The following is a 20,961-nucleotide window of genomic DNA, read 5'->3' as shown; positions in this document are numbered from 1 at the left end:
TATAGTCCAAAACTAGCAGTGCTAATTAACGAAAACCGGCAGTGCTGATCAATGGTCGTGCTCATCAAGATCCGGTATTCGATTCCGGTGTCCGTCAGGAGTCCTGTCGTGCGTCCCGTCCACTTCGCGGCCGCCCGCCGCACGCCCATCGGCAAGCTGCGCGGGGCCCTGTCCTCCGTGCGGCCCGACGACCTCGCCGCGAGCGTCGTCCGCGCTCTGGTCGCCGAGGTGCCCACGCTCGACCCGGCCCGCGTCGACGACGTCTACTGGGGTGCCGCCAACCAGGCAGGCGAGGACAACCGCAATGTCGCCCGGATGGCCGCGCTGCTCGCCGGACTGCCCGACAGCGTGCCCGGCGCCACCGTCAACCGGCTCTGCGCCTCCGGCCTCGAAGCCGTCACGACCGCGGCCCGCGCCATCGCCTCCGGCGAGGCCGACATCGTGCTCGCCGGCGGCTCCGAGTCGATGAGCCGGGCCCCCTTCGTCCTGCCCCGTCCGGACGAGGCGCTGCCGCACCGCATCGAGACCGTCGACACCCGGCTCGGCTGGCGGCTGGTCAACCCGGCGATGAAGGAGCTGCACGGAGTCCTGTCGATGGGCGAGACCGCGGAGGAGGTCGCCGAGCGGTACGGCGTCTCGCGCGAGCGTCAGGACGCGTTCGCGCTCCGCAGTCACCAGCGCGCGGCGGACGCCCGCAAGAACGGGTACTTCGACTCCGAACTGCTCTCCGTGGAGCGTCCCGACGGTGTGATCGTCGACAGTGACGAATGCGTCAGGGAGGACACCTCGCTCGACAAACTGGCCCGCCTCAAGCCGGTGTTCCGCCCCGGCGGTACGGTCACCGCGGGCAACGCCTCGCCGATGAACGACGGCGCCGCCGGTGTGCTGCTGGTCAGCGAGGAAGCCCTGAACGAACTCGGTCTTGAATCGCTCGGCCGGTATGTCGCCGGGGCCTCGGCCGGAGTGGACCCCGACGTGATGGGCATCGGCCCCGTGCCCGCCACCCGCAAGGCGCTCGGACGCGTCGGCTGGACCGTCGCCGACATCCAGGAGGCCGAGTTCAACGAGGCGTTCGCCGCCCAGGCCCTCGCCTGTGTGGACCGCCTCGGCATCGACCCGGACCTCGTCAACCCGACCGGCGGTGCCATCGCCCTCGGCCACCCGCTCGGCGCCTCGGGCGCCCGCATCCTCACCACCCTGTTGCACCGCATGCGCCGCACGGGCGCCGCGCGCGGCCTGGCCACGATGTGCGTGGGCGTCGGGCAGGGCAGCGCCGTCCTGGTCGAGCGCCACTGACGCCCCGACCCGCCGTCGGACGAGAGGGGCCCACGGCCGCCGTACGCCATCACGCGGCGCCTGCTCGGCTCGCGCCCGGTGCGTGCCTGCCCGGCTCGTGCCTGCCGGGTGCGGATGTCCGGGCCGGCCCGAGGCGGCCGCGGTGGCCGTGGCCGACGGCTGGTTCCGTACCGGTGACCTGGTCCTCAAGAGGGAGCTGCGGGCCCGGTGCACCGTGTGCCCCACGGAAAACCCGGCGGGACCCTCTTCACCCGGGCGAGTTGCGTGGGCATAACATCGGCCCCCGCATGAACATGATGACGCTCTGGCACATATCCATCGGGGAGTTCGCCACTCTCGCCGCCGCGGCTCTGCTCGTCGGCTTCTCCAAGACCGCCGTCAGCGGCGCCAACACGGTCAGTCTGGCGGTCTTCGCCGCCGTACTGCCCGCCCGCGCCTCGACCGGTGTCCTGCTGCCGCTCCTGATCGTCGGCGACGTGCTCGCCGTCGCCACCTACCGGCGCCACGCCCACTGGCCCACGCTGTGGCGCCTGTTCCCGGCGGTCGCCGCCGGTGTCGTCCTCGGCACGGTGTTCCTGGTGTGGGCCGACGACGGGGTCGTACGGACCTCGATCGGCGCGACCCTGCTGCTGATGACAGGGATCACCCTGTGGCGCCGCCGGGCCGCCGCTGTCCAGGACGAGGAACCCGACTCGGTCGTGACCCGCACGGGCCGCATCAAGGCACGTTCCTACGGTGTGCTCGGCGGCTTCACCACGATGGTCGCCAACGCGGGCGGCCCCGTCATGTCGATGTATCTCCTGTCGACGGGCTTCCGCAAGCTCGGCTTCCTCGGCACCTCCGCCTTCTTCTTCCTGATCGTCAACGTCTCCAAGCTGCCCTTCAGTGCGGGCCTCGGCCTGATCGACGGCCGTTCGCTGCTGCTGGACGCGGCCCTGGCCGTCTTCGTCGTGCCGGGGGCGTTCATCGGGAAGTGGGCGGTGAAGCGCATCAACCAGCTGCTCTTCGAGCGCCTGGTGATCGCGGCTACGGTGGTGGGCGGAGTGCAGCTGCTGCTGCGCTGACTCCGGACTTCCGGGGCGCCCCAGCCCCCGGTCGCCTCTTCCACCCCACGTCCTCGGAATCCGACCCGCGGCCACAGAGGGGCATACGCGTTGCCGTTGCCGTACCCCGTACGCTCGGCCCATGTCCCCGCACGTCCTCCTCCTCGGTGGTACGACCGAGGCCCGTGAACTCGCCGTCGAGCTTTCCGCGCGCCCCGGTGTGCGGGTGACGACATCGCTGGCGGGCCGGGTGTCCCGGCCGGGAGCGCTCGAAGGGGACGTACGGACCGGGGGGTTCGGCGGGGCGGACGGACTCGCGCGCTGGCTGCGCGAACACCGTGTCGACGCTGTGGTCGACGCGACACACCCCTTCGCGTCCGGCATCACCGCGAACGCGGCGCGGGCCGCGGCGGCGACCGGGATTCCCGCCGTGGTGCTGCGCCGCCCCGGCTGGCGCCCCGGGCCCGGCGACCGCTGGCACCGGGTGGACTCCCTCGCCGAAGCCGCCGCGCTGCTGCCCGAGTTGGGCCGTCGCGCCTTCCTCACCACGGGCCGCCTCGGCCTCGCGGCCTTCGCGGATCTCGCCCGGATTCACCTCCTCGTACGTTCGGTGGAGGCCCCCGAGCCGCCGCTGCCCCCGGGCACCGAAGTGCTGCTCGCGCGCGGTCCCTTCACGGTGGACGACGAGAAGAGCCTGCTCCGCGGGCATCGCATCGATGTCCTGGTGACCAAGGACAGCGGCGGAGCCGCGACGGTGGCCAAACTGACCGCGGCCCGCGATCTCGGCCTCCCCGTGGTCGTCGTACGGCGTCCGCCCCTCCCGAAGGACGTGAGCGCGGTACCGGACGCAGCATCGGCGCTGGAGCTGCTGGACGTGCTGGACCTGCTGAATCCCGACCGGAGCTGACAGGCCGGACCCGCCGCACGGCGGGTTCCGTCACATCCCGGTTCACGGCCTCAACGGCGCACCCGCGTACGGCTGTTCTCGGTCGGCCCGGCGCCGTGCCGGTCAACCCGTCGTGGCCGACGTCAGTTCCGGGGTCCGGTCGGGCAGGCCCTGGGTCAGGTCCTCGACCAGCAGACGCTTGGCGATGGTGTCGACGGCGGCGCGCAGTTCCGTGCCGGACGGGCGGCCGACATCCTGCTCCACGCGCCCGGCGAGCCAGCGCCCCCACGCCTCGCTGATCACCCGTGCCTCCCGCTCGCCCGCCGCGGTGTGCGAGAACAGCGAGCCGTGCCGGGTCAGATAGCCCTCCTCGACCATGCGGTTGAACACCGGGACGAGCACCTCGGGAGGCAGATGGCGCCGGGCCGCGATCAGCGCGAGGTTGGCGTGGCCGACCATGCGGGTGAACAGCTCCACCTGCATCACGGCCCAGGCGCCCGCCACGTCCAGCCGGGTGTCGGACTCGGAGACGATCCGGCGCGCGGTGTCCATCTCCGTGGTGCCGAGGATTTTCGCGACGGAGAACTCCAGCAGCCGCTGGGAGTCCGCGGTGGACGGTGACGCGAAACCCTCGCCCATGTCCGTCGATCCCATGCGCGCGCTGTCGCGCAGCTCCACCTGCTTGAGGAAGAGCGCCACGACGAAGCCGAGGAGCGCGACCGGGACCGTCCACAGGAACACCGTGTGGATGGTGTCGGCGTACGCGTCGACGATGGGCGCGGCCGCCTCCGGCGGCAGCTTGTGCAGCTCTTCCGGACTCTGCGCAGCCTTGGCGATGACGACCGGCCCGGCCGCACCGGTCTCGGCGGCGGCCCTGACCCCGTCGGCCAGGTTGGGCTTCAGCGCGTTGGTGTAGATCGTGCCGAAGACGGCCGTCCCGAACGAACTCCCCAGCGTACGGAAGAAGGTGACCCCGGACGTCGCGGTGCCGAGGTCGGTGTACTCGACGGTGTTCTGCACGGCGATCGTCAGCACCTGCATGCACAGCCCGATCCCGGTGCCGAGCACGAACATGTACAGGGACTCCAGCCAGGCCCCCGTTTCCGGTCCCATCCGCGACATCAGATACAGCCCGACCGCCATCACCAGGGAGCCGACGATGGGGAAGATCCGGTACTGCCCGGTCTTGCTGACCACGTTGCCGCTGAAGACGGACGCGATGAGCAGCCCCAGGACCATCGGCAGCGTGCGCACGCCGGAGATCGTGGCCGAGTCCCCGTCGACGTACTGCAGATACGTCGGCAGAAACGTCATCGCGCCGAGCATCGCGAACCCCACGATGAAGCTGAGGATCGAGCAGACCGTGAAGACGGGGTTGGAGAACAGCCGCATCGGCAGCATCGGTTCGGCCGCGCGCGTCTCCACCACACAGAACAGGCCGAGCGCGACCAGACCGCCCACGAAGAGGCCGATGATGGCCGGTGATCCCCAGGCGTACTCGTTGCCGCCCCAACTCGTCGCCAGGATCAGGGCGCTGGCCCCGACCGCGACGAGCGCGATGCCCAGATAGTCGATGACCGGCCGGGTCACCGACTTCACCACCGGGATGGTGCGGGCCGCCGCGATCACCACGACGATCGCGAGGGGCACGTTGATGTAGAACGCCCACCGCCACGACAGATGGTCCGTGAACAGTCAGCCGAGCAGCGGCCCGATGACCGTGGCCACACCGAACACGGCACCGATCGCGCCCTGGTACTTGCCCCGCTCGCGCAGCGGGATGACGTCCGCGATCAGCGCCATGGAGGTCACCATCAGACCACCCGCGCCGATGCCCTGCAACGCCCGCCAGGCGATCAGCAGCGTCATGTTCGTGGCGAGCCCGCACAGGAAGGAACCCGTGATGAAGATGATCGCCGACACCTGGAAGACCACCTTGCGGCCGAACAGGTCGCCGAACTTGCCGACCAGTACGGTCGCCACGGTCTCGGCCAGCAGGTACGCGGTCACCACCCACGACATGTGCGCGGCGCCGCCCAGATCCGACACGATCGTCGGCAGCGCGGTGCCCACGATCGTCTGGTCGAGCGCGGCGAGCAGCATGCCCAGCACGATCGTCGCGAAGACGATGTTGCGGCGGCGGTTGTCCAGCACCGGCGGTCCGGGCGCCCCCGCCGCGGGTGGCGCCGTATCCTCCGTGATCGTCACAAGCGCCACCCTCACACCGGTGGGCTCCCCGTGCATGCGGGGCGACCCGCCCGGCGTACCGGCGGGGAGGCCACCCTCATCGGGGCGCGCGGCCCTGCGCCCGCGGACTTTCACCCGCGATACGGAGCCCGGTGAACTACGCCCGCGGATTCCTGCGCAGCAGATAGGTGTCCATGATCCATCCCTTGCGCTCCCGGGCCTCGGCGCGCAACCGCTCGATACGGGGGGCCGCCTCGGCCAGCGGGCCGGAGGCGAGGATCTCGTCGGGCGTGCCGATGTAGGCGCCCCAGTAGATGTCGATGTCCTCGTCCGCGTACTGCCGGAACGTCTGGTGGGCGTCGAGCATCACGACCACGTCGTCCACCCCGTCGGGGAAGCCCTCCGCGAGGCGCCGCCCGGTGGTGATCTGGACAGGCCGGGCCACCCGGTTCAGCCCCGTGCGGTGCCGGGCGACGAGCGCCGAGACACTGCTGATGCCGGGCACCACGTCGTACGAGAATTCCACCGCGCCCCGGTCCAGGATCTCCTCCAGGATGCCTAGCGTGCTGTCGTACAGAGCGGGATCGCCCCACACCAGGAACGCGCCGCTCTCGTCCTCGCCCAGCTCCTCGGTGATCAGCCGCTCGTAGATGGCGGCGCGGGCGCTGCGCCAGTCCCCGACGGCCGGCGAGTACGCCGAGCCGCCCGCGGTCCGGTCCCGGTCCGGGTCGCGGGCCTCGACCAGGCGGTACGCCCCCTCCGGTATGTGCGCGTCGAGGATGTCGCGGCGCAGCTGGACGAGGTCCGACTTCACCTCGCCCTTGTCCAGGATGAAGAACACGTCCGTGCTCCTCAGCGCCTTGACCGCTTGCAGCGTGAGCTGATCGGGGTCGCCCGCTCCGATGCCGATGACATGAATCTTTCGCACACCCAGAGTCTGCCGTACGCCACTGACAGTGGACCCACCGCACCCGACAGTGCCCCGGTCGGGCACCGAACGCCTACGAGCACGGGCACCGAACACGTACGAGCACGCGTGCCGAGGACGTACGAGCTCGGGCGCCGAAGGCGTGCCCTCGTCAGGCGCCCCGGCCGCGCAGCCGTGGCGCCGACGCCGTCGCGTCGACCCGCCCGCCGTCGCGCTCCACAATGTCGGCCAACTTCCGCGCCCAGATGATGAGTTCGAAGAGGTCCAGGTCGTACGGCCGCGGCCGGCCGGTCCCCGACGTCCACTCGTCGACCGCTCCGGCCCCGCGGCGCAGCAGCCGTGCGCCGCCGGTCGTGTTTCCCCGGGCCGCGTGGGTGAGCCCCACGGCGAGCTGGGCCAGCCCCCGCCAGAGCCCGCGCTCGTTCTGCGGACCCGACTTCCAGGCGTCCTCGAAGACCTCGTGCGCGTGGAACGGCCTGCCCGCGTCCAGCAGTGCCTGCGCCTCGGCGACCGTCTCCTCGGGATCGCGCACGACCCCCTCCGGCTGCCGCTCCACGCCGTCCGCGCCGTACGGCAGGGGGCGCCCCAGTCCGTCCCGGGGCCGGGCGTTCCGTGCCCGCCCGTCGGTGTCCCGATCGCGTCCGCCGGCCTGCCGCGTCTCAGATGTCCCGGTCATACGCCGATTGTCGCGCGCCTCCGTCCCCCTGCGGAGCAGCCCCCGGGCGTGGGGTAAAGTTCTGTTCGCACGATCACGCGGGTCACCGCGGGTGATGGCACCGGGACGTGGCGCAGCTTGGTAGCGCACTTGACTGGGGGTCAAGGGGTCGCAGGTTCAAATCCTGTCGTCCCGACTTTACGAAGTCGCAGGTCAGGGGCCGTTTCAGAGGAGATCTGAAACGGCCCCTTGATCATTCTTGGGGACCGGCTGGGGACCAGCGCACTTGGCTGGGGTGAAGCGCACCTTGACCCGGTCAAGGTGCGCCGTGCGGTTTGTTGATGCGCGCACTTTCCGCCCTCTGCCGACCGATGACCGCACGGCCGTGTCCATCCAACGCCGCTGTCGGTAGCGGCCTGTGCTCGTGCTTATGTTCCGGGTTCGAACCAACGACAGGTGCCGCGGTGCCGTCGTGGCGGCAGGACAGCACCGTCGAGGGGCGTGGCCGTCCCAGGTGGCGCAGTGCAGCCGTGACGACCGTGTGGGGTCGGACGGCGTGCGACCAGCGTTCTCGCTTTACCCGCCTCGGCACCCCGCCCAGCCGGGGCTCTCGCTGACGGTTCTCAGTCGAAGATTGCGTACAGGTCCTTCATCGGGGTGGCGGGGGCCGGCGTCAGTGGGCCCGTTCGAGACGGTCGGCGCCCGGGTGCCCGGCGCCCAGGTGGGCGGTGAGAAAGCGGGCGGCGCGGTCGAGTGCGGCGTCGGCCTCGTCGAGGCGGCCGTAGTGGTGCTGGAAGACGTGGGGGAGGCCGGGCCCGACTTCGAGTGTGACCTCGATGTCGTCGGCGCCCGCGCGGCCGGCCAGCCGGACCGCGTCGTCGAGCAGCACCTCGTTCGCCCCGACCTGCACGAGCAGTGGGGGCAGCCCGGTGAGGTCGGCGAACACCGGGCTGGCCAGGGGATGTGCCCGGTCGCCCGCGCCGACGTAGAGATCGGCGTAGGCGCGCACGTCCGCCTCGGTGAAAATGGGGTCGGCGCCCTCCTTGGAACGGATGCTTTTGCCCGCGAGGGTGAGGTCGGCCCACGGGGAGAAGACGGCCACGGCGGCCGGTTGCGGCAGCCCGGCCTCCCGGGCCGCGAGCAGCGTGGCGATGCTCAGGCCGCCACCGGCGGAGTCACCGGCCATGACGAGGTCCTGTGCGTCTGTGCCCATCGTTAGCAGTTCGCGATAGGCCGCCAGCCCGTCGTCGACGGCCGCGGGGAAGGGGTGCTCGGGCGCCAGCCGGTAATCCACCGATATCGCTCGCAGTCCGGCGCGGCGGGCCAGTTCACCGACCAGTCCCGCATGGGTGTCCGGTGAGCCGACGACGTAGCCGCCGCCGTGCAGGTAGAGCAGTCGGCCGCGGCCGGAGACTCCGGCCGGCTCCAGCTCCAGGGCCGGCCGCCCGCCCAGGGCGGTCCTGCGGGTGACCACGCCCTCCGGCGCGGGGCGGGTGACAGCTCCGGCGAAACCGCTGCGCTGCTTCCCGGGAGTGGGCCGCGTCTCGCCGCGAGGGGCGGAACGGAGCATGGCATCCAGGACGTCGCGCTGCTGTCGGGACATGGGGGCCTCCACGGAGTGGGCGGGGTGCGAGGATGCATTCCTGGGAATCCATCCGTCTGAGCCCAACCGGATTCCAAGGAAGATGATTCCCAGGAATCCACCTGGAGAGATACTGTGAGCCACGTCACCCCGATCTTCACCGACCTCGTCCGCGTCGAGACCCGGCTCTACAACGCGGTGAGTGCCCGGCTGCGCGCCGAACAAGGGCTGGGGCTGGGACAGTTCGAGCTTCTGGAGATCATCGACCGTGTGCCGGGGTGCCGCGTGCTCGACATCGCCGGCGAACTGGCGATCACCGTCGGCGCCGTCAGCAAGGCGGTCGACCGGCTGGTGGCTGAGGGCTGGTGCCTGCGGGTCGCACACCCCCAGGACCGCCGCTCTTCCGTCCTGCGCCTCACGTCCGAGGGCGGGAAGCGGTTGGCCGTTTCCCGCCCCATTGTCGAAAGCGTGCTCATCTCGCTGACCGCGGCGGTTCCCCCTGACGACCTGACCCGCATCGCCTCAACCCTGACCACCCTTCGCGCGACCCTCGAGGAGGGCTCCCACGGCCGACCGGGCTGAGAGGACATGGCCCTGTCGGGCGCCACACGGGTACGGACCTTGCGGGAGATCCGCATGGTTGTCGACTTCTCGGCCTTCGGCTCCGGCGCGACCCCGGCGCCTGTGGACCCGCGGGTGTTGTTCGACTCCCCGCCACGGGCGGAGCGCTCCACGGCTGCTTGTCCCGACCGGGACAAGCTCGGACAAGCCGGCGACCGTGCGGCCGATGGCAGTCGGCGGGTCGGCCCGGCCGCGTCCGACCGTGCCGCCGGTCGGCTACCGGGCCGGGTCGCGGCGGTACAGCCAGGCGGCTCCCGCGAGGAAGACCGTCGCCCAGATCGTGAGGTTGGCCAGTGCCACGCCGACCGGGCCGCCGGTGAGGGGGAGGCGGGCGAGTTGGCCGACTCCGTAGCCGGGGGTGAACGGGGCGAAGGAGCGGACCGACTCCGGCAGGAAGGGCAGCGGGACGAACAGGCCGCCGAGCAGGGCGAGTAGTGCCAGTGCGGGGCCGACGAACTGCATGACGTTCTCGGAGGGCAGCACGAATCCCGCGAAGAGGCCGAGGGCGGCGAAGACCGAGGAGCCGAGCCAGGCGATCAGGCCGGAGAGCAGCCAGACCCGCAGCGGGGCCCGCACTCCGGAGGCCGCGCCGAGGGCGAACTCCACGGCCACCGACAGCAGTCCGAGCAGCATCGCGGTCAGCATCTTGATCGCGAGGTGGGCGAGCGGGAGCAGCGGCGTGATGCGCAGTTGCCTGGTCCAGCCGAGACTTCGCTCGATCGCGACGGCGGCGCCGCAGGAGGTGGCGGCGAGCATCGAGCCGTAGACCGCCATGTTGATCATGGTGAGCTGGCGCACCCCCGTCTCTCCTGCGGCCCGGCCGGCCTGCGGCAGGCCGAAGGAGAGGAAGAACAGTGCGGGCATTCCCAGGGCGAAGACCAGGGTGCGCCGGTTGCGCAGCACCCGTCGCGCCTCCAGTCGCAGGGCCACGGTGTTGAATCCGCCGTACGGCGGGCGGGCGGGGGCCTCGGGGTCGGCCGTGGCGGGGGTCATCCGCGCTCCTCGGGGTCGGGGGCGCCGGCGGGCGACCGGGAGGAGCCGCGGCCGGTCAGTGCCACGAAGGCCGACTCCAGGGTGGCGGTGATCTCCAGGTCCCGGGCGGCGGTGTGGTTCAGCAGATGGCGGGCGACCCGGTCGGAGTCGCGGGTGCGCAGCATTACCGAATCGCCGTGCACCTCCGCGGAGTCCACGCCGGGCAGGGCTTGGACGGTCGCCGGCTCGGCTCCGGGCCAGAGCACCCGGATCCGGCGACCGGTCGCCAGGTTCTTGATCTTCGCCGCCGGGCCGTCGGCCACCACGACGCCTTCCCGTACGACCACGATCCGGTCGGCGTGTGCATCGGCCTCGTCGAGGTAGTGGGTGGCGAACAGCACGGCCCGGCCGCGTTCCGCATCGCGGCGGACCGCCTTCCAGAAGTCCTGCCGGGCCTCGACGTCCATGCCGGTGGTCGGCTCGTCGAGGACCAGCAACTGAGGTTCCGGCAGCAAGGCCAGCGCGAAGCGGAGCCGTTGCTGCTCGCCGCCGGAGCACTTGCCGACCCGTCGTCCGGCGATCGACGTCAGCCCGGCCACTTCCAGCACCTGGTCGACCGGTCTGGCCTTCGGGTACACGGAGGAGACGTACCGGACGGTCTCGGCGACCGTGAAGTCGCGCAGCAGGCCGCCGCTCTGCAGCGCGGCGGCCACCAGGCCGTGCCGGACCGCGTCCACGGGGAGGCGGCCGCAGACCCGGACGGTGCCCGAGTCGGGCCTGGCCAGGCCCAGCAGCAGGTCGATGGTGGTGGACTTGCCCGCGCCGTTCGGTCCGAGGAAGGCGACCACCTCGCCGGCTTCGACCCGCAGGTTCAGGCCGTCGACCGCCGTGACCTCGCCGAAGTGCTTGTGCACGTCGACGAGTTCGATCACCGCACGCCCACTCGGTCGACGTTGCGTCAAGATGCACCGCCGTGCTGCTGGAGGAGGTCCAGCAGGATCGCGGCCATCATGCCCTCGCGGCCCGCGCCGACACCCAGCCGGTTCTGGGTCATGTGGAGTTGGGAGCCGAGGATCCGGCCGGCGCCGGGGGTGCCGTGGGACTCGGTCCACAGTTCGGCGGCCGGCCGGAGCCTGGTCGTCCAGGCACTCCAGCGGGACGGGGCGCCGTCGGCCAGGGCGGCCAGCGCCCCCGCGCTCGCTCGCAGCCGGTCGGCCTGCTCGGCGACACCGCGGGCGAAGCGTTCGGCGGCTTCTCCCCGGCCCGGCCCGCCGGACCACTCCGCCCAGCCGTCCCGCACCGCGCGCAGCAGTGCCGGCTGGTCGCCGGGCCAGGCCGACAGGGTCGCGGCCATCGCCTCCAACCCGTCCGCGACGCTGCGGCCGTGTCCCGGGCGGGCCCGGCAGGCGCGCAGTGCCACCACGCTGGAGGCATGGAACAACTCCTCGCTGAGCGCCATCTGTCCGGGCCCGCCGTAGCGCCGGATCTCCGGCTCGTACACCGCCGGGTGGACACCCGGCGGCAGCAACTCGCCGAGGTCGAGTGCGTGGCCACCCTCGCCGAGGTCGGCGAGCGGCCGTGCGGCCTGCCGGTACGAGGCGGCGGTGATCCGGTCCTCGGGCGGCAGCTCGGCGTTGACGGCGTTCGTCCGGGCGGTCAGCTCTGCGGTGATCCGGGTGGCCGCCGGATCGCCGAGGTCGGCGATCCGCAGTCGCAGATGCGGACCGCCCTGCCAGTAGCGGAGGAAGAACCAGGGCCGGGGCGGGTCGCCCGGCCCCTGACCGGCCACGTGCTCCTCGACCACCGGAACCACGGCTCGGAGCAGCAGGTTCTCCAGCGCGGCGGGTCGCAGCGAGCCCGCGTGCAGGTGCCAACTGCGCCATCGGCCCCGGGCGTCGGGTGTCCTCATGTGCGCAGGTCCAGCATCGGTTCGGTGAAGCGGGACGTCCCGCAGACGGTCATGAACACCGGGGTCTCCTCGCGGCGTAGGCCGAACAGGGGCTGCACGTGGTACTCGACGAAGGAGCGCGCCGGGCGGGCGACCAGCCCGTGCGCGGCCGCCGCCAGGCAGAGGCCGTGCACGCTCCAGCCCAGGCAGAGCTGGAGCAGGCCGAGGGCCGACGGACCGAAGTCGTCGAGCAGCGCGTCGACGTCGACGGAGTGGACCCAGACCATCGCTGCGTGGCGCATCCCGGAGTCGGTGTTCGGCGAGGGCTGCTGGGCGAATCCGGGCTGGAGCGCGGCCATGATCCTGGGCCGGACCGGACCGGGCGTCAGTTCCCTGCCCTCGACTCGGTGGATGCCGGTCGGCAGACCGCCGACCCGTTGCAGGGCCACGCTCAGTCGGACCCGGTCGGCGACCTCGGTCAGCAGGCGGTCCGGCGGGGGCCGGTCGGCCCACGCCAGCAGATCGGCGAGGCAGTCGGCGGAGACCTCGGCGGGCCGCAGCGCGAAGCCGTACAACCGGTCCGGCATCCGACCGGAGGTGCGGTTCCACAGCACCTCCGCCCAGTCGGTGCCGTAGGCCGGGCCGTCCTCGGGCAGCCCACGGGCCGGTGGCGGCGGCCCTGGCGGCAGGCCGTGACGCAGGGCACTGACGGCGGCCATGTCCCGGACCGACGGATCATCCGGCTCCAGCAGGGAGTCGCGGTGGTCCGACTCGCTGCCGGCCGGGCTGGGCAGCACCGTGCTCGGCCCGACCGGGCCGAGGCCACCGAGCCGGACGGCCAGCGGGGCGGACCAGGTGCCGGGACCGGCCGAGCGGACCACGGCCTCGGCCTCGGTGGTGCTCCCGCCGTCCAGCGCGAGCCGGGCCTCCACCCCGAGCAGGTCCGCCGCCACGCACAACGACCGCAGGTTGACCCCGAGTTCGACCTCGGTGACGGCGTACCGCATCCGGCCGTAGGCGGCGGGCAGGTCGCTGTAGCGGGCGGCCAGCAGCACCGATGTCCCGTCCCCCGTCATCGCGGCCGCTCCCTCGGGCGGCGTCACGTCCACCAGCGCGTGCCGGTACACGTCGAGATAGCGGACCGCCGACCCCTGGGCGAGGAAGGCGTGCACCGGGTACTTCGCCCGCCCGGAGGCGACCGAACGGTGGTCGGCGTAGCGGTGCGAGGGCTCGCGGCGCTGCAGGCCGAAGGCGGTGGTCAGCAGGTGCCCGAGCCGGTCGCGCGGGGTCGGCGCCGCGACGGTCCCGGGCTCGCGGGGTCCGGGGTACGAGGTGGCGGCCAGCAGCTCGTGGGTGCCGAGCGGCAGTGGCACGCCGGTGGACGAGCGGGCCCACCGGGGCGGCAGGGCGCTGGTGGTGGGGGCCCCGTCGTCCACCATGTGCTGTTCGCCGAGGTGCCCCTTGCCGGGGCCCTGCCGGAAGGCGAAGCGGCGGACGTCGGCCAGGGTCGGCGCACCGGGTCGGGTGGCTGCGGCTGCGGCTGCGGCTGCGGATGCGGTCATGGGAAGGGGTGGGGGTCGAGGGGCAGGTCGGCCGGATCCGCGTCGAGCCGCGAGAGCAACCGGTCGAGGCCGGACAGGCGTTGGTGTGCCTGCCCGAAGCACATCGGCAGGATGCCGGGCACCACGCACTTGACCACCGACATGCCGAGCGCGGAGTGATCGGGGGTGGACTGCTCGACAGCCAGCACGGTGCCGAGCCCGGCCGCCCGGTAGAGGTCGAGCACGTACTCCAGCGCGCCGGTCACGTCACCGCCCGCCGCGCGGATCAACGGCCGCGGCCAGCCGCCGAAGGCGTCCGCCAGCGGCAGCACCGGGCCGCCGAGCACCCGTTCGACCCGAGGCAGCAGTTCGGGGAACGTGTAGCGGCGCCAGTGCTGCGCCAACTCCTCCACCTGCCAGGGGTCGTCGATCAGCGGCTCCAGCGGCTTCGGATCCCAGTTCAGCCCGCCCGTCACCAACTGGGCCAGCTCCCACAGCGCCGAGCGCACCGCCTGCTCGGGATCCGGGTGGCAGCCGGCCGTGCTGAAGGTGGCCGGCAGACCCCCGTCGCGCCGCACCGCCAGCGCCCAGACCGCGGGCACCGGGATGTCGGCGGTGGCGACCAGCAGGTGGACGTCGTAGCCGTGCTTCTCGGCCGTCCTGAGCAGCAGCCGCGACTGGCGGTCGCGGACGGTGGCAGGATCGACGGCGGGCAGCGGGCGGGCGAGGTGCCAGGCCTGCAAGAAGGCGTCCCGCTCGGCGAGTTCGAGCAGCGAGTGCAGGGCCGCCTCCTCGAAGCCGCCGCCGAGGGCGCAGCCGCTGGAGGATTCCAGGAAGGCGCCGCGCCGGATCTCCCCCTCCGCCGCCCTGATCCGGTAGCCGTACCGGTAGAAGCCGATCTCGGCCGGGACCAGGCGGGGTTCGCCGCCGGTCAGTGGCCGGGCCCACACCCAGTCCAGCGGGGTGTCCTCGGTGTACCGCCGCACCTTGCTCAGCGGGGAGGCGAGTTGGCGGTCGGTGTAGCCGCCGAGGATCGCCGGGTCGAGCGCGAGAGCACCGAGCTCCCGGTGGGGCACGTCGGGGACGACGGTCGCCGCGTGCGGGTAGCCGGCCTGGCGCTCCATCGCCTCGTACATGCCGACCGCCTCGGCCTCGCGGAACCGCATCCCCCGGCCGAGACCGGACGGTGTCCCCGCCAGTACGTCGACCTCGCTCACCGGGAAGCCGCCCGACGCGTAGCGGGTGATCCGCACCACCGGGCCGAAGCGGGGATCCGCGAACGCGGCCCGCATCCGGTCCGGGTCCATCCCGAAGGGCGCCGAACTCTGCCGGGTCGGTACCTCGGCCGTGGTCGGACGCGGCACCGGCCGTGGCAGGGCCGGCGGCCCGTCGGCGGCCGAGGCCAGCAGCGGCGGGCCGCCCCCGCACAGGCGGCACCGGAAGGTCCGCATCACCCGGTGCCGGGCGACCACGCCGGTCCGCGAGACGACCACCAGCTCACCGGGCCCGGGCGCGGCTTCCGCCGTGAGCACCGCACCGACCACCTCCTCCAGCCACGGCGGCACGGGGACCGCCCGACCGGGGGCGGGGGTGCGCGCGTCGGGTTCGCCCCGGTGGGCGGCTGCCTGCTCGCGTTCGCGCCGGTCGCTCTCGGGGCGCTTCTCGGCGTCCCAGCGGCGGTAGGTGTCGGCGGCGGCGGCGCAGCCCGGGCAGGCCAGGGCGCCGTCCGGGGTCCAGCGTGGTCCGATCTGGATCTCGGTGGCGCCGATCCGGACGGACAGCAGATCCTTGCCGGTGGCACGGGCGGCGGCCATCGCCCGGCGTTCCCAGTCCAGATCAAGCTCGCCATGGGCGGTCAGCACGCAGCCGTCCAGTCGCTCGGCCCAGGTCCGCCAGTCCCAGGAGCCCGGCGCACCGGGGCCGATCCGGGGCCCGGTCGCCGACGGCTGTCCGGGGGTTTCCGCCACCGTGGTGTCCTCGGTCATGAGAGCCGCACCGGCCCGCAGTGGAGCGGGAGTTGTCCGGTGACCGGGTCGTGGGTCAGTCGCCGGGCGCGGACGGTACGGCCCCGGACGGCCGGTTCGGTGCCGAGGCGGTTCAGGGCCAGCCGCACCGCGGTCACCGAGCAGGTCTCCAACACGCTGGTGCCGACCGGCTGTTCGGCGAGCAGCCCGCGCACCTCGGGGTCGGCCTGGGCACGGGCGACGGCGGCGGCGAGGGCCGACCGGGTCGCGGTGGACGGGGTCTCGCCCCATTCGGTCGCGGCCACCGTCCCGTCCTGCTCCGTGACCGTCACCAACGACCAGTCGGACACCGGACACTGACGATGCGTCAGATCCACCGTGCGGCCGAACCAGGACTCCAGGAGGCCGAACAGCGTCCGGCCTTCGGTGCTGCCGAGTCCGTCCCATCCGATCCGGTCGCCCGGACGGCCGAGCAGGAGTTCGGCGCCGAGCTGACGCAGCAGACCGTCGAGCAGCCAGCGCCCCTCGGTCGTCCCGGCGGCGCCGTCGGGCCCGGCAAGCCGGCGCGCCGCGGCCAGCAGCGCGCCGACGCCGGCGGCAGCGCGGTCCGGCCCCCACCCGGCGGCCCGGGCGGGGGCCGGACCGGTGAGCAGTTCGACGGTCTCCAGGCAGAGCGGCAGCTGGTCCAGGTCCAGGTCACGCCCGCGCCGCACCAGCCCGGTCCAACGGGTCGTCAGCGGAGTCCAGGCCGTCAGCAACTCCTCGGTCCCCGGCGGATCGGCGTTCTCCGTCGGCAGCACCGGGACGCCGAGTCCTTCGCCGTCCCCGGACGTCCCGAGTGACCCTGCGGGTGCCGACGGGGGCCCGGCCGCAGCCGGGACATGGTCACCGGCCGGCCCGTCCTGCGCGGCAGGGCCGTCCGGGAGGGGAATGCGGGTGGTCCGGAGCTGCCGGCCGTGGATCACCGTGGCCCTCCGGGGGGATCGGTCGAGATCGGTGAGGCCGGCCAGGACGGCGCGGGCCGCCAGCGCTCCGGCGAGGACCGCGCTGAGCGGGCGCGGCGCACCGGCCTCGGGGTCCCCGGCCACCCAGGCCGCCGCGCGGTGGACGGCCGCTTCGAAGGCGGCCGTCCCGGTGGCGTCGTCCAGCTCGGCCACCAGGGCCACGTGCTCCCCGGCGTGCACGGCGACCACCCGGGTGCCGGGCGGCAGTGCCGCGGGCGGGCCGGACGGGTGCTCGTGATCCGTGATCAGCACCGCCCAGCCCGGATCCACCGGTTCGAAGCCGTCGGAGAAGGCGACCGTGTCCGCCACCCCGTGGCGCCGCAGCGACCGCGCCGCCGTCTCGGCGGCGGGTCCGCTCCCCAGCACGCGCACCCGCGCGCCCCGGAGCCGCGCGAAGTCCCCGTAGGGGTCCGGGCTGTGGGCTTCCAGGTAGGCGAGCGTCTCGGCGTAGCGGGCCGCGGTGGCCCCGTCGGGTGCCGGGGTGGTCAGCGCGTCCAGGTCGAGCAGGACGTCCCGGTCCACCAGGGTGCGCAGGATCCGGTCGAGGGCCGGGCGGGCGGACTCGCTCCCGAAGGCCGCGACGAGGGCGTCGACGTCTGTGCCGTCGCTGAGTTCCGCCAGCCGACTGTCCAGGACGGTGTACAGCGTCGGCGGCCCCGCGAGGACGAAGGACTCGCCGTCCCGGGCGACGTGCACGCCCTGCCGGACGGGTGCGAAGTGCGTACCGGGGCGCAGTTTGACCCTCACTTGCCCTCCCCGGCGGACGCGGCCTGCGGCTGCTCGGAGCCCGGGCCGTGCACCATGTCGTACTCCAGCAGCCATTCGCCGGCCGTGACCCCGCCGCGCACCCCGGGCAGGGCCTCCTCGAAGAACCCGGCGCTCCGGCGCTCCAGGAACTTCGGCAGCACCCGCACCATCAGCGCGCTGCCCAGGTCCAGGTACTGGGGCTTCTCCCGGCTGCGTGTCTTGAGGTAGCGGGTGAGCGCCGCTGCGGCGGCGTCGCCGGACAGCCTCTGGCCGGCCGGCATGCCGAGCGGGGTCTTCATGACGATCTCCTCGGGTATGTCGTGCGTGGCGCGCCAGCGCGTCATGGCGATCAGGTGGGCGGCCTCGTCCTCCGGCTCGCCGGCCGTCATGGACGGGAGGTCGTCCCCCGGGTACCAGCGGCGGCGCTGAAGCACCACGTCCCCGGCGACCAGCCGGGGGTAGCGGACGGTGCCGCCGTCGAGGTCGCGTCGCCGGGTGTGCAGCTGCCCGATCGGGTCGAAGGCGACCCGGCCTGTGTCGTACAGCCAGACGGCCAGGGTGAGCGGCGTGGGCTGGAGTTCGACCCACTTCATGCCCAGCGACATCACCCGGACCGGCTGCCCGTCCCGGTCGAGCAGATCGAGCCGGTCGGCGACCGAGTCGTGGGCCAGCGTGACTCCGAGCCAGTCCTCCGGAGTGAAGGTCTCGTCCAGCAGCCGCATCCGGTGGTTGATGTTGGCCCGGTGCAGTCCGTGGTCCTCGACCAGCCGGACGCCGTCGGAGCCGAACCGGTGCTGGATCCGGCGGGCGATCCGGGAGGCGACGTCACTGCCGAGCTCGGCCTGAGCGCCGAGGAAGCGGGTGCCCAGCTGGCCGTGCCCGGTGTAGCAGGCATTCAGCACCAGCCGACCGTCGGCGGGCTGGACCAGCAGGCCGTACGACGCGGTGGGGAGCCGGAAGCGGTCGGGCAGGCCGTCCGCGAGCGAGGCGAGCAGGCCGGGGTCCACCGAGACCTCGGCGTCGTAGCCGGCCTCGCGGATCCGGGCGGCGAGGACGGCGAGGGCGGCGGCGCGCCGGCGGCGCAGCTCGGACAGCGAACCGTCGGCGGGGCCCCACTGCTCGGCGTCGGCCCGGGTGAGTGAGAGTTCCCGGCCGCGGACCAGGGTGACCAGTTCGTCGGCGTGGTCGAGCAGGTCGACCCGGGCACCGACGCCGAAGCGGTCGGTGAAGGCCCGGGTGAGCAGGGCGCGGATCTCGTGATGCCGGTCGAAGAGGCTCTGGAAGGCGGTCACCCGGCCGAGGTCGACCAGTGCGGCGCGGTAGCCCTCGGGCGAGACGGCGCCGGGTTCCAGCAGGTAGTCCTCGTTGACCTGGAGCCTGGCGGGGCAGGTGCTGAGCTCGTTGAGCGCGGTCTCGGCGGTGCGGATCCTGCTGAGGGCGGCCCGGCGTCCGCCGACCGAGTCCCGGGCCATCAGGTCGAGGTCGGCGGCGATCGCGGCGACCGTCGCGGCTGCCTCCGGGTGGTGCTCGGCGAGCAGCTTCTCGGCGGGCGGCAGCGGGTCTGCGGCCTGCTCGTCGAGGACCGGGGCGGCCACCAGGATCTGCGCGTCGACGGCGGCGGTGACCAGTCGGGCGGCATACGGCTCGGGCACCGCGAACCGGCGGGCGAGTTCGGCGGTCAGCAGCTCGACCGGCAGCGGGCCGAGGACGGTGAGCTTCAGCACGGTGGTCAGCTGCTCGTTGAGCTCGGCCGCCAGGGTGCGCCGTCGGCCGTCCGCGACGTGCTGGAAGCGGATGTGGGTGCCCTCCCGCCGGAGCATCGCGTTGCGCTGGACGACGGCGGGGGGTTCACCCGGGCGGGGTGGGGCCGCGATGCCGTTGACCAGGCTGGAGAAGAGCGCCCGGTCGGGGGTGAGTACGGAGTGGGCCCGTCGGCGGTCGAAGGCGGCCTCGTCGAGGCGGCGGCCGTCCTCGGACCAATCGGCGAAGCCGACGGCGGTGAGCCGGGACAGCGGACTGACCCGCAGCAGGGCGCGCGCGAGGTGCTGGAGCAGTCCGCGCTCGGACTTGCGCTGACGGGCGGTCAGCGCCCCCGGCGAGGCGCGGTAGCGCTGGGCCGCGTCGAGCACCTGGGGGGAGTTGAGGGCCAGCGAAAGCTGGAAGGGCTCGGAGCCGACCGCCTGGGCGAGCCGTTCACGCTCCTCGGCGAGGAAGCCCGGCAGGCCCGCCTCCAGTGCGGTACGGGCGAGTTGGCCGCGTTCGCTGGCGGCCAGCCAGGCGGTGACGGCCGGCGGGAGCGGCGTCTGCCAGCTGTCCCGCAGGTCGGCGGCGTCCGGGGAGCGGTCGTTGAAGACGGCGCGCTTGAGCCGCAGCAGGCGGTGGCGTTCGCGGCCGACGGCGACCCCGGCGAGTTGGTAGAGCTCCTCGCAGACCTCGTCGGCCAGCGACCGGCAGTCCCGATGTGCGGTGAACAGGGCCCGCATGACGGTACCGAGCCGGTCGCCGCCCAGGCGCAGACCCGGGGTGGGATTCACCCGGTACATGGGTGTGTCGGCCAGGTTCCAGGACGTGGTCACGCCAGCTCCCTGCTGAAGGCTTGCACCCGCTCGATGGACGACACACCGGTCAACTCGTCGGTCCCCTCGCCCAGTCCGTAGCAGAGGTAGTACCGCTGCATCGGGGTGATGCCGAAGCAGGTCAGGCCGGCGTAGAGGACGTTCAGCACGATCCGGTGCGCGATGTGACGGTAGGAGGGCTTGCGCAGCATGCCGCCGTCCAGGACCGCGCCGATGAACTCGCTGCGGACCGGGGTGCCGAGCGGGTGCTCCCAGTCCCCGCCGCCGGCCGCGCCCTGCAGGACACGGTCGTCGACGGCCTGGCCGGCGGTGTGGGCCTCGGCTACTCCCCAGGCGTACTGCATGGCCCGTTCCCAGGACCGCAGGGTGTCGCTCTGCACCGGTGCCTGAAGGGCGTCGAGGAAGACCTGACGGTCACTCAAGTAGCGTGCGGCGAAGGCGGATCTGAGGTCGGCGTGCTTCCCGGTCGCCGAGGCGACGCCCTCGGCGTGCGAGCGGTACGGCAGCGCGCCGGCGCTGATGCCGCGCGGGTGGGTGCGGGCGAGCAGCGCGAGGACCTGGGCGAGGTGCGGCAGCAGGTCGGCCTCGGGGACGGCCAGCGAGCCGAGCGCCGGTTCGAGGAAGCGTCCCATGATCTGGTCGACGGCCTGGGAGAGCGCCGGGGAATCGGTGCGCGGCCGGTGCGGTTCGGCGATCACGGTGCCCTGCGGATGGCAGGGCAGCAACTCGTCCCGGACGTTCTCCCAGCGGGCGAGTTCCTGCGCGCGGCGCAGGTAGGTCTGCTGGTCCGGGGCGCTCGCGCCGCGGGCGGCGGCCAGTGCGGTCACGGTGGCGACGAACTCGTCGGCGTCGACGGTCCGTTCGCCGTAAGGGCGGAGGGTCAGGAGGAGGTGTGAGCCGTGCAGCCAGCCTCGGCGCACATGGACCACGGGGAGCTGCTGCGAGCTTTTCAGGTGCAGCAGGGGCTCGCTGATTTCTCGCAGCAGCTCCCGCGGATTATCCGAATAGTCGAAAACCCGTATGGCCAGGCCCGGATCGATAGTTCGCATGACGACTCCAGGAAATGCACGA

Annotated in this window: 15 protein-coding genes, 1 tRNA gene and 1 pseudogene; 5 read left to right on the top strand and 12 right to left on the bottom strand. The window is 73.0% G+C overall.

Annotation, left to right across the window (positions count from 1 at the left end):
• The first annotated feature begins 108 nt into the window (after window positions 1-108).
• The 3 genes from N4G66_RS23790 to N4G66_RS23780 all read left to right on the top strand — a co-directional run bounded on the left by N4G66_RS23790 (window position 109) and on the right by N4G66_RS23780 (window position 3,246).
• On the top strand, window positions 109-1,296 hold the full coding sequence (locus N4G66_RS23790) for a thiolase family protein (protein ID WP_261706200.1): 1,188 nt from the start codon (window positions 109-111) through the stop codon (window positions 1,294-1,296).
• 287 nt (window positions 1,297-1,583) lie between these two features.
• Window positions 1,584-2,360, top strand: coding sequence for a sulfite exporter TauE/SafE family protein (locus N4G66_RS23785; RefSeq protein ID WP_261706199.1), 777 nt, complete (start codon window positions 1,584-1,586; stop codon window positions 2,358-2,360).
• Window positions 2,361-2,481: 121 nt separating this feature from the next.
• Window positions 2,482-3,246 carry a cobalt-precorrin-6A reductase gene (locus tag N4G66_RS23780; protein WP_261706198.1) on the top strand — a complete coding sequence of 255 codons (765 nt, stop codon included), beginning with the start codon at window positions 2,482-2,484 and terminating at the stop codon, window positions 3,244-3,246.
• 102 nt (window positions 3,247-3,348) lie between these two features.
• Here N4G66_RS23780 and N4G66_RS23775 read toward each other — a convergent pair.
• From N4G66_RS23775 to N4G66_RS23765, 3 genes and pseudogenes are all read right to left on the bottom strand, one after another.
• A pseudogene (locus N4G66_RS23775) lies at window positions 3,349-5,469 on the bottom strand (MDR family MFS transporter).
• 100 nt (window positions 5,470-5,569) lie between these two features.
• Complete coding sequence (cobF, locus tag N4G66_RS23770) at window positions 5,570-6,340, bottom strand: precorrin-6A synthase (deacetylating) (RefSeq protein ID WP_261706197.1); 771 nt, start codon at window positions 6,338-6,340, stop codon at window positions 5,570-5,572.
• 151 nt (window positions 6,341-6,491) lie between these two features.
• Window positions 6,492-7,016: a DUF309 domain-containing protein gene (locus N4G66_RS23765; RefSeq protein ID WP_261706196.1), complete on the bottom strand. Its 525-nt coding sequence runs from the start codon at window positions 7,014-7,016 to the stop codon at window positions 6,492-6,494.
• A 101-nt stretch (window positions 7,017-7,117) separates the two neighbouring features.
• Here N4G66_RS23765 and N4G66_RS23760 point away from each other — a divergent pair.
• Window positions 7,118-7,191, top strand: a tRNA-Pro gene (locus N4G66_RS23760).
• 477 nt (window positions 7,192-7,668) lie between these two features.
• On the opposite strand, the gene N4G66_RS23755 is transcribed toward N4G66_RS23760, so the two are convergent.
• The gene (locus N4G66_RS23755) at window positions 7,669-8,598 is read right to left on the bottom strand and encodes an alpha/beta hydrolase (protein WP_261706195.1); all 930 of its coding nucleotides are present in this window, start codon (window positions 8,596-8,598) and stop codon (window positions 7,669-7,671) included.
• A gap of 114 nt (window positions 8,599-8,712) precedes the next feature.
• Here N4G66_RS23755 and N4G66_RS23750 point away from each other — a divergent pair, with 114 nt between their 5' ends.
• Window positions 8,713-9,159, top strand: a complete 447-nt coding sequence (locus N4G66_RS23750; RefSeq protein WP_261706194.1) for a MarR family winged helix-turn-helix transcriptional regulator — start codon at window positions 8,713-8,715, stop codon at window positions 9,157-9,159.
• Between the two features lie 255 nt (window positions 9,160-9,414).
• Here the strand turns inward: N4G66_RS23750 and N4G66_RS23745 are convergent, their stop codons facing one another.
• From N4G66_RS23745 to N4G66_RS23710, 8 genes are read right to left on the bottom strand one after another with little or no spacing between them, the layout of a single operon-like run.
• Window positions 9,415-10,191 (bottom strand): ABC transporter permease, encoded by a 777-nt coding sequence (locus N4G66_RS23745; protein WP_261706193.1) that lies wholly within the window; start codon window positions 10,189-10,191, stop codon window positions 9,415-9,417.
• On the bottom strand, window positions 10,188-11,102 hold the full coding sequence (locus tag N4G66_RS23740; protein ID WP_261706192.1) for an ABC transporter ATP-binding protein: 915 nt from the start codon (window positions 11,100-11,102) through the stop codon (window positions 10,188-10,190). Before N4G66_RS23740 ends, N4G66_RS23745 begins: the two co-directional genes overlap by 4 nt.
• Window positions 11,103-11,128: 26 nt before the next feature.
• Window positions 11,129-12,079, bottom strand: a complete 951-nt coding sequence (locus tag N4G66_RS23735; protein ID WP_261706191.1) for a thiopeptide-type bacteriocin biosynthesis protein — start codon at window positions 12,077-12,079, stop codon at window positions 11,129-11,131.
• The gene (locus N4G66_RS23730; protein WP_261706190.1) at window positions 12,076-13,620 is read right to left on the bottom strand and encodes a hypothetical protein; all 1,545 of its coding nucleotides are present in this window, start codon (window positions 13,618-13,620) and stop codon (window positions 12,076-12,078) included. The genes N4G66_RS23735 and N4G66_RS23730 overlap by 4 nt, the downstream gene beginning before the upstream one ends.
• Window positions 13,617-15,584: a YcaO-like family protein gene (locus N4G66_RS23725; RefSeq protein ID WP_261706189.1), complete on the bottom strand. Its 1,968-nt coding sequence runs from the start codon at window positions 15,582-15,584 to the stop codon at window positions 13,617-13,619. The genes N4G66_RS23730 and N4G66_RS23725 overlap by 4 nt, the downstream gene beginning before the upstream one ends.
• Complete coding sequence (locus N4G66_RS23720; protein WP_261706188.1) at window positions 15,581-17,314, bottom strand: hypothetical protein; 1,734 nt, start codon at window positions 17,312-17,314, stop codon at window positions 15,581-15,583. The genes N4G66_RS23725 and N4G66_RS23720 overlap by 4 nt, the downstream gene beginning before the upstream one ends.
• The gene (locus N4G66_RS23715; protein WP_261706187.1) at window positions 17,311-19,890 is read right to left on the bottom strand and encodes a lantibiotic dehydratase family protein; all 2,580 of its coding nucleotides are present in this window, start codon (window positions 19,888-19,890) and stop codon (window positions 17,311-17,313) included. Before N4G66_RS23715 ends, N4G66_RS23720 begins: the two co-directional genes overlap by 4 nt.
• The gene (locus N4G66_RS23710; RefSeq protein ID WP_261706186.1) at window positions 19,887-20,939 is read right to left on the bottom strand and encodes a hypothetical protein; all 1,053 of its coding nucleotides are present in this window, start codon (window positions 20,937-20,939) and stop codon (window positions 19,887-19,889) included. The genes N4G66_RS23715 and N4G66_RS23710 overlap by 4 nt, the downstream gene beginning before the upstream one ends.
• Window positions 20,940-20,961 lie beyond the last annotated feature (22 nt).

This window comes from Streptomyces rhizosphaerihabitans (assembly GCF_025399795.1).
Classification (GTDB): Bacteria; Actinomycetota; Actinomycetes; order Streptomycetales; family Streptomycetaceae; genus Streptomyces; species Streptomyces rhizosphaerihabitans.
Note: the sequence above shows the minus strand (reverse complement) of the source record. Positions and strands in the feature narration are given on the sequence as shown.